Annotated in this window: 13 protein-coding genes; 11 read left to right on the top strand and 2 right to left on the bottom strand. The window is 70.8% G+C overall.

All coding sequences use genetic code 11. From position 1 onward, the window contains the following. Nucleotides 1-479: 479 nt before the first annotated feature. The 3 genes from IE241_RS32090 (at nt 480) to IE241_RS32080 (ending at nt 2,399) form a co-directional block, all read left to right on the top strand. Nucleotides 480-866: an STAS domain-containing protein gene (locus IE241_RS32090; RefSeq protein WP_190025381.1), complete on the top strand. Its 387-nt coding sequence runs from the start codon at nt 480-482 to the stop codon at nt 864-866. A gap of 68 nt (nt 867-934) precedes the next feature. Further along, nucleotides 935-1,678, top strand: coding sequence for an ANTAR domain-containing protein (locus IE241_RS32085; RefSeq protein WP_229900140.1), 744 nt, complete (start codon nt 935-937; stop codon nt 1,676-1,678). Further along, nucleotides 1,665-2,399 (top strand): GAF and ANTAR domain-containing protein, encoded by a 735-nt coding sequence (locus IE241_RS32080; protein WP_308433768.1) that lies wholly within the window; start codon nt 1,665-1,667, stop codon nt 2,397-2,399. The genes IE241_RS32085 and IE241_RS32080 overlap by 14 nt, the downstream gene beginning before the upstream one ends. 34 nt (nt 2,400-2,433) lie before the next feature. On the opposite strand, the gene IE241_RS32075 is transcribed toward IE241_RS32080, so the two are convergent. Further along, complete coding sequence (locus IE241_RS32075) at nt 2,434-3,069, bottom strand: hypothetical protein (protein WP_190025379.1); 636 nt, start codon at nt 3,067-3,069, stop codon at nt 2,434-2,436. A gap of 129 nt (nt 3,070-3,198) precedes the next feature. Here IE241_RS32075 and hemL point away from each other — a divergent pair, with 129 nt between their 5' ends. From hemL to IE241_RS32035, 8 genes are all read left to right on the top strand, one after another. Continuing rightward, nucleotides 3,199-4,527 carry a glutamate-1-semialdehyde 2,1-aminomutase gene (hemL, locus tag IE241_RS32070; protein ID WP_190025378.1) on the top strand — a complete coding sequence of 443 codons (1,329 nt, stop codon included), beginning with the start codon at nt 3,199-3,201 and terminating at the stop codon, nt 4,525-4,527. Nucleotides 4,528-4,547: 20 nt separating this feature from the next. Then, the gene (locus tag IE241_RS32065; RefSeq protein ID WP_190025411.1) at nt 4,548-5,240 is read left to right on the top strand and encodes a histidine phosphatase family protein; all 693 of its coding nucleotides are present in this window, start codon (nt 4,548-4,550) and stop codon (nt 5,238-5,240) included. Between the two features lie 177 nt (nt 5,241-5,417). Further along, entirely contained in the window at nt 5,418-6,626 is a 1,209-nt protein-coding gene (locus tag IE241_RS32060) for a polysaccharide deacetylase family protein (RefSeq protein WP_190025377.1), read from the top strand. Between the two features lie 106 nt (nt 6,627-6,732). Then, nucleotides 6,733-7,356 (top strand): TlpA family protein disulfide reductase, encoded by a 624-nt coding sequence (locus tag IE241_RS32055; protein ID WP_190025376.1) that lies wholly within the window; start codon nt 6,733-6,735, stop codon nt 7,354-7,356. A gap of 49 nt (nt 7,357-7,405) precedes the next feature. Beyond that, nucleotides 7,406-8,143 carry a cytochrome c biogenesis CcdA family protein gene (locus tag IE241_RS32050; RefSeq protein ID WP_190025410.1) on the top strand — a complete coding sequence of 246 codons (738 nt, stop codon included), beginning with the start codon at nt 7,406-7,408 and terminating at the stop codon, nt 8,141-8,143. Between the two features lie 5 nt (nt 8,144-8,148). Further along, complete coding sequence (gene resB, locus IE241_RS32045; RefSeq protein WP_190025375.1) at nt 8,149-9,939, top strand: cytochrome c biogenesis protein ResB; 1,791 nt, start codon at nt 8,149-8,151, stop codon at nt 9,937-9,939. Then, nucleotides 9,939-11,090, top strand: a complete 1,152-nt coding sequence (gene ccsB, locus IE241_RS32040; protein ID WP_190025409.1) for a c-type cytochrome biogenesis protein CcsB — start codon at nt 9,939-9,941, stop codon at nt 11,088-11,090. The genes resB and ccsB overlap by 1 nt, the downstream gene beginning before the upstream one ends. A 95-nt stretch (nt 11,091-11,185) precedes the next feature. Then, on the top strand, nt 11,186-11,746 hold the full coding sequence (locus IE241_RS32035) for an SRPBCC domain-containing protein (protein WP_190025374.1): 561 nt from the start codon (nt 11,186-11,188) through the stop codon (nt 11,744-11,746). A 24-nt stretch (nt 11,747-11,770) separates the two neighbouring features. On the opposite strand, the gene IE241_RS32030 is transcribed toward IE241_RS32035, so the two are convergent. Further along, on the bottom strand, nt 11,771-13,198 hold the full coding sequence (locus IE241_RS32030; protein ID WP_190025373.1) for a phosphocholine-specific phospholipase C: 1,428 nt from the start codon (nt 13,196-13,198) through the stop codon (nt 11,771-11,773). Between the last annotated feature and the right edge of the window lie 154 nt (nt 13,199-13,352).

Below are 13,352 nucleotides of genomic sequence, written 5' to 3'. Positions count from 1 at the left end.
GCGCGGAGCGCGGGGCTGCGGAGCCGGCCGGTGGTCCTGCCCTCCCCTGACGGTGGCCTCCGGCCGGCTCGTTCTCGACCGCGGAGGGACCGGCTGGGCGGGAGGCATGCCCGGTGCGTCCGCGGGAGACGGAGGCCGGGGGCCGGGGCCACGGCTTCACCTTAGGGCGTGGGCGGGGCCTCCGGAAGGCGTGTGGAGGGGCCTTCGGGGAACGGCGGAAAACGTGGGGCGTGGGTGTGGGCGTGGGCGGTGGCGAGCCCGGCGGAAGGCGCGGTGGCGAGCCCGGGCGGCAGGCATGGTGGCGGGTTTCGCGAGGCTGTTCCGGGAAGTTTCATTCGTTCGAGCGTTGCATTCCGCCCGTGCCCTGTTCCGCCATCATCTGGCCATAGCCTCGTAGGAGCTGCCCCGGACCCTGGTGGCGATGGTGCACGGGTCGGCTTCGTGCACTGTTCCATGCAGCCCGAGCTGGGGGAGCAGTCGTGGCGGAGTGGCAGGGCGGCACAGCCCGTATCCGGGCGGTGGGCCGGTGGAGCGTTCTGGAGCTCGCCGGGGAGATCGACCTTGCGGCGGTTCCGGAGGTGGAGGAGCTGCTGGCCCGGCTGGTGGTGCGGGAGCAGCCGGCCGTGGTGGTCGACCTGATCGAGGTGACGTTCTTCGACTGCACCCTGCTGGGGCTGCTCAGCCGGTGCCGGACGAGGGCGCTCGGGGCCGGGGGCAGCTTCGATGTGCTGTGCATCCGGCCGTGGTCGTTGAAGCTTCTGCGGGTGGCCGGATTGCTGGAGGTCTTCTGTCCGGTCGCCTCCCTCGCGGATCTGGCCGATCTCGACGCCCTCGGAGGCCGCCGGCCCCGGGGTGCCAGGGCGTAACGTGAGCCTTGCGGGCCGTTCGTTCCGGGTGGCGCGTCACGGGTCGTTCCGGGAAGCGGGTGACATCGGTGGTCGTCGGCACAGAGATGGCCCGGGTGCTCCGCGAGCTCTCGTCGGGGCCCGGCCCGGGGCTGATCGGCGGTGACCCACGGGAGTGCGCGCGCGTTCTGGGCGTGGACGGGGTCGCCGTCTCCTTGGCCGTGGACGGAGCACTGAGTGAGCTGGTGTGGTGCTCCCCGGGCACCAGTGAGCGCCTCGACGACGAGCAGTTCACGCTCGGCGAGGGGCCGGGGATCGATGCCGTCGGCTCGGGCGCCCTGGTCATCGAGCCGGATCTGACGCAGGTCCGCCCCGACCGGTGGCCGATGCTGCTGCCGGTGCTGGCGGCGCTGGGCGTGGGGTCCCTTTTCTGCTTCCCGCTGCGGATCGGCGGCGCGTGCGTGGGGTCGCTGACCGCGCAGCGGGCGGCCGCCGGCCCGCTCTCGGATACGGCGATGGACGACGCCCTCGTCCTGGCCGCCGCGGTCACCGCGGTGGTGCTGGACGGGGGCGGCAGGGCGGTGCGGTTCTCCGGCGCGGAGCCCCCCACCCATGTGCACCGGGCCGTGGTCCACCAGGCCAGCGGGATGATCAGCGTCCAGGCGGAGGTCACGGTGGCGCAGGCCCTGATGCTGTTGCGGGCTCACGCGTATCGCTTCGAGCGTCCCCTGCTGCAGGTGGCGGAGGGCGTGGTGACCCGCCGTTTGCACTTCCGACACCATGGAGACGGGCCGGGCCCGTCCGCGAGCAAAGGGGATGATGGCCGTGGCTAGCCAGCAACGCATGCTGGAGATCCTGGTCGAGGCCGTCGATTCGCTGATCGACGACTTCGATCTGATCGATTTCCTGCACCGGCTGACCGCTCGCTGTGTCGAGCTGCTCGACATCGACGCCGTGGGCGTGATGATCGTCAACCCGTACGGCGAGCTGCAGGTCATCGCGGCCTCGGACGAGCACACCCGGCTGCTGGAGCTGTTCGCCCTCCAGCACGAGCAGGGCCCTTGTGTGGAGTGCTATCGCACGGGGCAGCTGCAGCTGAACATCAATCTGGAGTCTGCGCAGGACACGGCCGCCTTCGGCACGTTCGCGGAGCGCGCCCGCGGGGCGGGGTTCCGTGTCACGCACGCCATTCCCATGCGGCTGCGTCATCAGGTCATCGGCGCGCTGAACCTCTTCCACTCCCGGCCCGGCGGCATCACCGAGCCCGACGTCCGGCTGGCGCAGGCGCTGGCGGACGTGGCGACGATCTCCATCCTCCAGCAGCGCACCATCGAGCAGGGCAATGTCGACAAGGCGCAGTTGCAGGCCGCACTGAACAGCCGGGTGGTCATCGAGCAGGCCAAGGGCGTGCTGGCCGAGCGCTGCCAGATCGGCCTGGACGAGGCGTTCGAGAGGATGCGGGGCTATGCCCGTCCGCGTCAGCTGCGGTTGTCGGAGCTTGCCCGGCAGGTGGTCGAGGGCACGCTGGACACGGCGGTGCTGGCACCGGGCTGAGTTTCCCGGGGCGGGTGCGGGGGACCCGCGGGGGTCACGGCCAGACGAGGCAGTACGGCTGGTGGCCGTTCTCGTGGAGGCGGTGGGAGAAGTCCTGCCACTCGCGCAGGAGCTGGTAGACGCCGAAGGCGTCGCGGGGGCCGCCGCGGTCGGGGACGGTGGACCAGATGAAGGCGGCGGCGCCGACCGATTCCTCGCCGACGCCGCGCAGGGGGTCGACGACGGTCATGGGGAGCTTGACGACGGCGTAGTCGGGGTGGAGGACGACCAGCTCGAGCGGGGGGACCTTGTGCAGGGGTATGCCCTCGATGCCGGTGAGCACCATGGCGGCCACGGTCTCCGGCTTGATGCGGGTGAACATGCCGCCCATGCCGAGCTCGTCGCCGCCGAGCTCCTCGGGGCGCATGGAGATGGGGACGTTGGCCGCGGCCGCGCTGTTGGGTGCCCCGAAGTACTTGTAGGTCACCCCCACGCGGCCACTCCTGCTTCCTGTGCCTGCCTTGCCGCCGGCAAGACCGTCCGTGCTGCTGCCCGCGAGGCTTTCCTTGCCGCCTGCGAGGTCTTCTTCGCGCCGGTCGCGCCGGCCCCTGTGGCGCCCCCTGCGGGACTGCCGGGCGCGCTCGGGGCCCAGGTCACCGGTGCCCTCACCCACTCCGCCACCGCGCTGCATATCTCCACCTGACCGCTTTTTCCTACGCAGCACTGCCCCCGCCGCGCAACCCGATCATCGTCTCAGAGACCTCCCCCGTGAAGAGCGTGCGAAACGCCCGGACCCGAGTCCGCGGGAGGCTCTGAGACTATGGCTAGCGTGAGCTACCCATTCGATGCCCCAGTCTCGCAGGTCCTGTTCGATCGCGCCGCTGTCGTGACGCCCGGCGGCGTGAACTCCCCGGTCCGGGCGTTTCGTGCCGTGGGCGGTACGCCCCGGTTCATGGTGTCCGGTACCGGTCCGTACCTCACCGATGCCGACGGCCGGGAGTACGTCGACCTCGTGTGTTCGTGGGGTCCGATGATCCTCGGGCACGCGCATCCCGAGGTGATCGCGGCCGTCCAGCAGGCGGTGGCCCGCGGTACGTCCTTCGGTACGCCGGGTGAGGGGGAGGTCGCGCTCGCCGAGGAGATCGTCGCGCGCATCGAGCCCGTGGAGCAGGTGCGCCTGGTGTCGTCGGGGACCGAGGCGACGATGTCGGCGATCCGGCTGGCGCGCGGTTTCACCGGCCGGGCCAAGGTGATCAAGTTCGCGGGCTGCTACCACGGCCATGTGGACGCGCTGCTGGCGGCGGCCGGCTCGGGCGTGGCGACGTTCGGGCTGCCGGACACGCCGGGGGTCACGGGCGCGCAGGCCGGGGACACCATCGTGCTGCCGTACAACGACCTGGAGGCGGTGCACGAGGCGTTCCACGCGTTCCCCGGGGAGATCGCCTGTGTGATCACGGAGGCGTCGCCGGGCAACATGGGCGTGGTGCCGCCGCTGCCGGGCTTCAACCAGGGGCTGAAGGACGCGTGCGCGAAGAACGGTGCGCTGTTCATCTCCGACGAGGTGATGACGGGCTTCCGTACGAGCAAGGCGGGCTGGTACGGCGTCGACGGCGTGAAGCCGGACCTGATGACGTTCGGCAAGGTCATGGGCGGCGGCTTCCCGGCTGCGGCGTTCGGCGGCCGGGCCGATGTGATGGCGCACCTGGCCCCGGCGGGCCCGGTGTACCAGGCGGGCACGCTCTCGGGTAACCCGGTGGCGACGGCGGCGGGTCTGGCGCAGCTGCGGCTGCTGGACGACGCGGCGTACGAGAAGGTCGACGCGGTGGCCGCGGAGATCGGCGGCCTGGTGAGCGAGGCGCTGACCAAGGAGGGCGTGGCGTACCGCCTGCAGACGGCGAGCAACATGTTCTCGGTGTTCTTCACCGGGCGCGAGGTGCGGAACTACGACGACGCCAAGGCGCAGGAGTCGTTCCGTTTCAACGCCTTCTTCCATTCGATGCTGTCGCAGGGTGTGTACCTGCCGCCGTCGGCGTTCGAGTCGTGGTTCGTGTCGACGGCGCACGACGAGGCGGCGATCGAGCGGATCGCGGCGGCGCTGCCGGCGGCGGCGCGCGCGGCGGCCGCGGCGACCGAGGAGGGGGCCAAGTGAGCTCGGAGAAGAACGCGGAGATGACCGCGGAGAAGAAGCAGGACGAGATCACCGTGGTGCACCTGATGCGCCACGGCGAGGTGCACAACCCCGAGGGCGTGCTCTACGGGCGCCGGGCCGGCTATCACCTGTCGGACCTGGGCCGCCGGATGGCGGACCGGGTGGCCGAGCACCTGGCGGGCCGGGACATCACCCATGTGGTGGCCTCGCCGCTGGAGCGTGCGCAGGAGACGGCGACGCCGATCGCCAAGACGCACGGTCTGGACCTGGCGACGGACGAGCGGCTGATCGAGGCGGCGAACGTCTTCGAGGGCAAGACGTTCGGGGTGGGCGACGGCGCGCTGAAGAAGCCGGCGAACTGGAAGTACCTGACGAATCCTTTCCGCCCGTCGTGGGGCGAGCCCTACGTGGAGCAGGTCGTCCGGATGATGCGTGCGCTGGATGCGGCGAAGGATGCCGCGCGGGGTCACGAGGCGGTGTGCGTGAGCCATCAGCTGCCGATCTGGATCGTGCGCAGTTTCGTGGAGCGGCGGCGGCTGTGGCACGACCCGCGCAAGCGCGAGTGCACGCTGGCGAGTCTGACGACGTTCACCTATAGGGGGGACAAAATCGTCTCGGTCGGATACAGCGAACCGGCCCGGGATCTGGTGCCGACGCATCTTCTCGCGGGGGCCAAGCCGGTGAAGGGCGGGGCCAAGGCCTTCGGCGCCTGAGGGCCGTTCGGGGGCCGTGGTTGCTCCATCGGGCCGTGGCGACTGCGTAAATGCGGGGCAACTCCCTAAAGAGGGGGGAAACTGCGCAACCGTCGTACTCGACGCGCCCTCTCACGCAATGTCGTTTTATATGGACGACATACGGCGTGGGGCACGGCGAGTACGGACGGAGTCGACATGCGCGACATCAGCCGACGAGGTCTCCTCGGATGGGGAATGGGAGCGGCCGCGGCGCTGGGCGGCGTCGCCGGCTGCTCCGAGGGCGCGGCTCCCGAGCGGCGCGATCCGGCGGCGAAGGCGGTCGAGCGGGCGAAGGCCAGGCCGATCGGCGACGGCTCGACGGCGGACGCCGGGCCGCAGCCGCACCAGCCGCCGGAGCCGGAGCGGCTGGAGCCGGGGCAGCGTCCGCCGCAGTTCGTGATCTTCTCCTGGGACGGGGCGGGCGAGGTCGGCAACGGCCTCTTCCCGCGGTTCCGGAAGCTGGCGCAGGAGTACGACGCGCGCATGACGTTCTTCCTCTCCGGGGTGTATCTGCTGCCGGAGTCGAAGAAGCGGCTGTACAAGCCGCCCAACAACCCGGTCGGCGCCTCCGACATCGGCTACCTCACGGACGAGCACGTCCGGGCGACGCTTGTGAACCTGCGGGAGGCGTGGCTGGAGGGGCACGAGATCGGCACCCACTTCAACGGCCACTTCTGTTCCGGCGAGGGGTCGGTCGGGAAGTGGGACGGGGACGACTGGGAGTCGGAGATCGAGCAGGCCGTCTCCTTCGTCACGGAGTGGCGCACGAATACGGGGTTCAGCGATCTGGACCCGCTGCCGTTCGATTACCGCAAGGAGCTCGTGGGCGCCCGGACGCCGTGTCTGCTGGGGCAGGAGAATCTGCTGCCGACGGCTGCGAAACTGGGCTGGCGTTATGACGCGAGTTCTCCGGGCGGGACGCAGGTGTGGCCGTCGAAGAAACACGGCCTGTGGGATCTTCCGCTGCAGCAGATTCCCTTTCCCGGGCATTCGTTCGAAGTCCTGTCGATGGACTACAACATCCTCGCCAATCAGTCGAAGAACACCACGCGCGGGCCCTCGGTCCACTATCCGCAGTGGCGGCAGCAGGCCACCGACTCCTATCTCGCCGGATTCGAGCGGGCGTACGAGACGAATCGTGCGCCGTTCTTCATCGGCAACCACTTCGAGGAGTGGAACGGCGGGATTTATATGGATGCGGTGGAGGAAGCTCTCAAACGCATCGCCGACGATCGGCACAAGGACGTGCGGCTGGTCTCCTTCCGGCAGTTCGTCGACTGGCTGGACGCCCAGGACCCGGCCGTCCTGCGGGGCTTGCGCCGGCTGGAGGTCGGCGAGAAGTGGCACGCCCGGGCGGGTGACTGAAGCCGGCGGGCGGCCGTAGCCGCTCCCGGAAGGCCGCCCGGAGCCGTCCGGGACGCCTGCAGGGGGGCGCGGAAGATCCCTAAACGGACCATGCGAAACTTTTCACATGAGTGCCTGCCGCGCCTTTCGACGCCCCGGACCAGCCCGGCGTATCACCATGCCGGCCATCCTCGCCGCCGCCGCGGCGCTGTCCCTGACCGCCTGCGGCTCGGGCGACAACCCCAAGAGCGGCGGCCAGACCCAGTTCGTGCAGGGCGCGGGCGGCGTCAGCGTCGTCAGCGACAAGAGCGGGCGGCAGGACGCGCCCGACCTCTCCGGCAAGACGCTGGAGGGCAAGGCGCTCGACATCGCCGAGGACTACAAGGGCAAGATCGTCGTCCTTAACGTCTGGGGCTCCTGGTGCGCCCCGTGCCGCGCCGAGGCCAAGAACCTCGTCAACGTCGCCAACGACTACAAGGACAAGGGCGTGCAGTTCGTCGGGCTCAACACCCGCGACTCCGACCCCGCACCGGCGATCAAGTTCGAGAAGGAGTTCGAGGTCCCGTACCCGAGCCTCTACGACTCCGCCGGCAAGCTGCTGCTGCGCTTCCCCGCCGGCAGCCTCAACCCGCAGTCCATCCCCTCCACCGTCTTCATCGACCGCGACGGCAAGATCGCTGCGCGGGCGATCAAGGCACTGACCGAGGACGAGCTGCGCAAGACGCTCGACCCGCTGGTCGCGGAGAAGTGACCCGGTGACCCCCGCCACCTCCGCCGCCGTCACGGTCGCCGTCGGCGAGATGAACCAGACGGTGCTCTCCGGGGCGCTGCTGCTGGCCCTGCCCGTCGCCCTGCTCGGCGGGCTGGTCTCGTTCTTCTCGCCCTGCGTGCTGCCGCTCGTCCCCGGCTACCTCTCCTATGTGACGGGGGTCGGCGGGGCGGACCTGGCCGAGGCCCGCAAGGGCCGGATGCTCGCCGGGTCCACCCTCTTCGTCCTCGGCTTCACCTTCGTCTTCGTGTCCACGGGCACGCTCTTCGGCTGGGTCGGCCACGCGCTGCTGACCTACCAGCAGACCATCACCAAGGTGATGGGCGTGCTCACCATCGCGATGGGCCTCGCCTTCATGGGCCTGTTCAGCAGATTCGGGCAGCGCGAGTTCCGCTTCCACACCCGGCCCACGATGGGCCTGGTGGGAGCGCCGCTGCTGGGCGCGCTCTTCGGGCTCGGCTGGGCGCCGTGCATCGGCCCGACCCTCGCCTCCGTCCTCTCCCTCTCCTCCACCCAGGCCAGCGCCGGGCGCGGCGCGCTGCTGACCGTCGCCTACTGTCTCGGCCTGGGCCTGCCGTTCATCCTCAGCGCGGTGGCCTTCCGGCGCGCGCTGGGCGCGTTCGGCTGGGTCAAGCGGCACTATGCATGGGTCATGCGCGCCGGCGGGCTGATGCTGGTCGCGGTCGGCGTGCTCCTCGTCACGGGGGTGTGGGACAGCATGATCCGCGAACTGCAGACGTGGTCCAGCTCTTTCTCCCCCGAGGTCTGATGTAAATGGGCACGACAGAGACAACCCCCGCCGGCGGGGACAAGACCGAGGGCAAGACCGAGGACAAGGACGTCGGCGCCGCCGGCGCGCAGCTGTCCACGGCCCCCGAGGAGGAGCGCGGCCAGGCCGTGCCCGGCTCCTTCGGCGGGGTCCGGCAGCCCGGGGCGCTCGGATACGCGGCCTGGGCCGCCCGCGAGACGACCGGCTGGGTCCGCTGGTTCTGGCGGCAGCTGACCTCCATGCGGGTCGCCCTGATCCTGCTCTTCCTGCTCTCCCTCGCCACCGTCCCCGGCTCCCTCGTCCCGCAGACCAGCGTGGACGCGGTCAAGGCCGAGGGGTGGCGCAAGAGCCACGAGACGCTCGGGCCCCTCTACGACAAGCTCGGCCTCTTCCACGTCTACAGCTCGGTGTGGTTCTCCGCGATCTACATCCTGCTGTTCACGTCCCTGGTCGGCTGCATCATCCCGCGCACCTGGCAGTTCGTCGGCCAGCTGCGCGGCCGCCCGCCGGCCGCCCCGCGCAACCTCAAGCGGCTGCCCGCCCACACCACCTGGCGCACGGACGCCGACCCCGGGCAGGTCCTGGCCGCGGCCCGGAAGCTGCTGAAGAAGAAGCGCTTCCGCACCGACGCGGCGGGCGACGCGGTGGCCTCCGAGAAGGGCTACCTGCGCGAGGCCGGCAATCTCGTCTTCCACATCGCTCTCATCGTCATGCTGATCGCCTTCGCCTCCGGGCAGCTGTGGAAGTCCGAGGGCCAGAAGCTGATCGTCGAGGGCGACGGGTTCGCCAATACGCTCGTCCAGTACGACGACTTCAAGTCCGGCTCCCTCTTCGAGGCAGACGACCTCAAGCCCTTCAGCTTCTACCTCGACAGCTTCAAGGCCAGCTACGAGCGCACCGGCCCGCAGCGCGGCACCCCGCGGACCTACGAGGCCCACGTCACCTACCACGAGGGCGCCGACGGCCCCGGCCGCAAGGCGACGGTCAAGGTCAACGAGCCGCTGGAGACCTCCGGCTCCAAGGTCTACCTGATCGGCCACGGCTACGCGCCGGTCGTCACCGTCCGCGACGGCCAGGGCGACATCTCCTTCCGCGGCGGGATCCCCTCGCTGCCCATCGACAACAACATCACCGAGTCGACCGTCCTCAAGGTGGGGGACTACCGCACCAAGGACGGCAAGAAGGACCAGATCGGCTTCAAGGGCAACTTCGTGCCCACCATGGACCTGAAGACCGGCACGATGCTGTCCCAGTTCCCCGACCTGGACAATCCGCGGCTCGTCCTGACGGCCTACCACGGCAGCCTCGGCACCGACGCCGGCACGCCGCAGAACGTCTACCAGCTCGACGTGTCCAAGATGCAGCAGTTCAAGAACAAGGACGGCAACCCCTTCGCGCAGGCCCTCAAGGTCGGCGACACCATGACGCTGCCCGACGGCGGCACCCTGAAGTTCGACGGCATCAAGCCCTGGGCCACCTTCCAGATCTCCCAGCAGCCCGGCAACGCCACCGCCCTCGTCGGCGCGCTCGTGGCCCTCGTCGGAGTCGCCGGCTCCCTGTTCATCCAGCGCCGCCGCGTGTGGGTGCGGGCGGTGCGGGGTGCGGACGGGCACACCGTCGTCGAGATGGCCGGCCTCGGCCGCAGCGAGTCCGCCAAGCTCCCCGAGGAGCTCGCCGACCTCGCAGCCGAGCTGCAGGCCGACGCCCCGCCCGTAACCGCCACGGACGCCCCCGACCCCGCGGAGTCCGCCGAGTCCGCGGATTCCTCCGCAGCATCCGAAGGAGCGCGCGCGTGATCCCCATCGCTGCCGCAGCCAACGAGAACCTGGCCCACATCAGCAATGTGCTGATCTATTCGGCCATGGCCGTCTACACCCTGGCCTTCCTCGCCCACATCGCGGAGTGGGTGTTCGGCAGCCGCAGCGCCGTCGGCCGCACCGCCGCCGCGATCACCGCCGAGGCGGGCGCCGGCGCAGGTGCCGCGGCCGCCGCGAGCGCGCAGGGGGGCGGCACCGCCGTCCTGGAGCGCCCCAAGGTCGTCACCCGATCCGCCGCCGGCCGCCGCGACGTGCCCGACGGCCCGGGCGCGGCCGGCACCAGCGAGAAGGGCGACGTCTACGGCCGCATCGCCATCTCGCTGACCGTGCTGTCCTTCCTGCTGCACGCCGGCTCGGTGCTCACCCGGGCGCTGTCCGTGGAGCGGGCGCCCTGGGGCAACATGTACGAGTTCTCCACGACCTTCGGCATGACGGTCGTCGGCGTCTACCTCGGCCTGCTGGCCGCCAAGAAGAACGTGCGCTGGATCGGCCTGCCGCTGGTCACCACGATCCTCCTCGACCTCGGCCTCGCCGTCTCCGTGCTCTACACCGAGAGCGACCAGCTCGTCCCGGCCCTGCACTCGTACTGGCTGTGGATCCACGTCTCCACCGCGATCCTGTGCGGCGCCGCCTTCTGGGTCGGCGCCTGCTCCACCCTGCTCTACCTCTTCCGCGACGGCTACGAGGCCCGCCTGGTCGAGGGCCGCACCGGCGCCGGCCTGCGCCGCCACCTGGACGAGCTGCCGCAGGACCGCAAGTACGCCCGCTTCAAGGCCAAGCTCGCGCTGTACACCGACAACCCGATGTCGCGCCTGCCCTCCGCCGCCAGCCTCGACAAGCTGGGCTACCGCATCAACGCGACGGTCTTCCCGCTGTGGACCTTCACGATCGTCGCCGGCGCCATCTGGGCCGAGGCCGCCTGGGGCCGCTACTGGGGCTGGGACCCCAAGGAGGTCTGGTCCTTCATCACCTGGGTCGCCTACGCCTGCTACCTGCACGCCCGCGCGACCGCCGGCTGGAAGGGCCGCAAGGCCGCCTACATCGCGCTCGCCGCGTTCGGCTGCTACATCTTCAACTACTACGGCGTGAACATCTTCGTCACCGGCAAGCACTCCTACGCCGGCGTCTGAGCACTCACCCGCACTGCGCACAGCAGCCCCCGTACGGCCCGTTTCCCGCCCTCTCCGGAGCGCGGGAGGCGGGCCGCGGTGGTAGAGCTGGACCCATGGAGATCCCCTCCCTGTACGGCAAGTCCGAGCCCCGGGGCGAGGACAGCCACCTGCTGCGCTACGAGCTGTCGCTCCCCTTCCCCCGGGCCGAGGTGTGGCTGGCCGTCGCCACCCCCGAGGGCCTGCCGACCTGGCTGGCCGCGGCCGAGCCCTTCGAGCAGCGCGAGGGCGGGGCCATCACCCTGCGCTGGCAGAACACCGACGCGGCCGGGCACGCGACGGTCGCCCCCGGCCGCGTCACCGCCTGGCAGCCGGAGCGGCTGGCCGAGTACACCGTCGAGATCCACGGCCGGATCCGCTTCGAGCTGGAGGACGCCCCGGCCAGCGTCGGCGGCACCCTGCTGCACTTCACCAACGAGTTCACCGGCCCCGACAACGTCCGCCTGGACTGCCTGGCGGGCTGGCACCACCACTTCGAGTACCTGCTGGAGGCCCTCGCCGGCCGGCCCGCGGACTGGTCGGGGTGGACCCTCGAACGGTGGCGGAAGCTGCGCGCGGAGTACGAGCTGCGCGGCACCGGCGACCCCGGCGAGCCGCCGGGCGGCGGGAACGGCTGACGCCCGCCGGAACCGCGGCGCCGGTCAGCGCCTGGGCCGGCTGCCCTTCTCCTGCTCGGGCGGCTGCTGGCGGGCGCCCGGCAGCGTGGGCTTGGGCAGGTGGGCGACCTTCCAGCGGGCCTCGTCGAGCTGCTCCTTGGTGTCCGCGGGCAGCCGCGGCGGCCGCGTGGCCTTGTCGGTGAAGCCGAAGGCCGAGGTCAGATCGCCGAAGGTGCGGCGGCGCCAGGCGCTGATGTTCGGCTCCCGCACCCCCGTCCACACCTCCAGGAAGCGCAGCACCGAGGTGTGGTCGAAGGGGTCGCCCGCGGCCCAGCCGCCCACCGTCCACGGCGAGACGATCAGGCACGGCACCCGGAAGCCGCCGCCGATCGGCAGCTTCCCCACGAACTCGTCCGCCGTGCCCTCCGGGGGGACCGGCGGCGGCACGTGGTCGAAGAGCCCGTCGTTCTCGTCGTAGTTCAGGATGAACGCCGTCTTCGCCCACACTTCGGGGTTGTCGGCGATGGCCTCGATCTTCTTCGCCACGTAGTCCGCGCCGGCGGCCGGGAGGTAGCGCGGGTGCTCGGACTGCGCGGCGGTCGGGATGATCCAGGAGACGGCCGGCAGCCTGCCGTTGCGGGCGTCGTCCTCGAAGGTGCCCGCGGGCAGCCGGCGCATCCCCCGCTCGTACAGGGGATCGCCCGGTTTGGCGTCCTTGAACTGCGCGAACTGTTCCAGGAGGTTGCAGCCGTAGTTGTCCTCCTCCTGGTAGACGCGCCAGCTGACGCCCGCCGCCTGCAGCCGCTCCGCGTACGTCGTCCAGCGGTAGGGGGAGGGGGCGGTGTTGTCGATGACCGGGCCGCCGCGGCTCGCGCCGGGGTCGATCGTGCCCGTCATCCAGTAGAGCCGGTTGGGCCAGGTGGGGCCGAGGACCGAGCAGAAGTAGTTGTCGCAGAGGGTGAAGGCCTCCGCGAGGGCGAACTGGAAGGGGATGTCCTCGCGCGTGTGGTAGCCCATCACGTACGGCCCGTTCGCGCCGTCGGCCTTGCGGTGCGCCGGCATCCAGCGGTCCATCCTCCCGCCGTTCCACGCCTCGTGCTGGACGGACCAGGCGTGGCTGGTGGACGGGATGGCCTGGGCGCTGGTCTTCTGCGTGTCGAGCCGGAACGGCAGCAGATAGCCGGAGGGGTTCTTCTCGTCCGGCTGGTGGAAGACGTCGCGGCCGTCCGGCAGCTTGATGGCGCCGGGGTCGGCGAAGCCCCGGACGCCCTTGAGGGTGCCGAAGTAGTGGTCGAAGGACCGGTTCTCCTGCATCAGCAGGACCACGTGCTCGATGTCGCGCAGCGAGCCGCGCCGGGCCGGTCCGGCGGCGACCGCCCGCCGCACGCTCGGCGGCAGCAGCGACAGCGCCGCGGCGCCGCCCACGGCGCCCGCGGCGGAGCCGATGAGTCTGCGTCGGGTCATGTCGGGCATGGCGTGTGCCCCTCTCCCTGGAGTCGCGTGAGGCCTCAGTGTGGCCTGCCGGACTCTCCCGGCACGGGTGCGTCAAGGGAAGGAGAGGGTGTGTGAACGGGGTGCCAAATGGCTGTGAAGAGGGACGAGTTGATCTCTGGGGCGGCGTATGACG

The sequence above is a fragment of the Streptomyces hiroshimensis genome (assembly GCF_014650335.1).
Classification (GTDB): domain Bacteria; phylum Actinomycetota; class Actinomycetes; order Streptomycetales; family Streptomycetaceae; genus Streptomyces; species Streptomyces hiroshimensis.
Note: the sequence above shows the minus strand (reverse complement) of the source record. Positions and strands in the feature narration are given on the sequence as shown.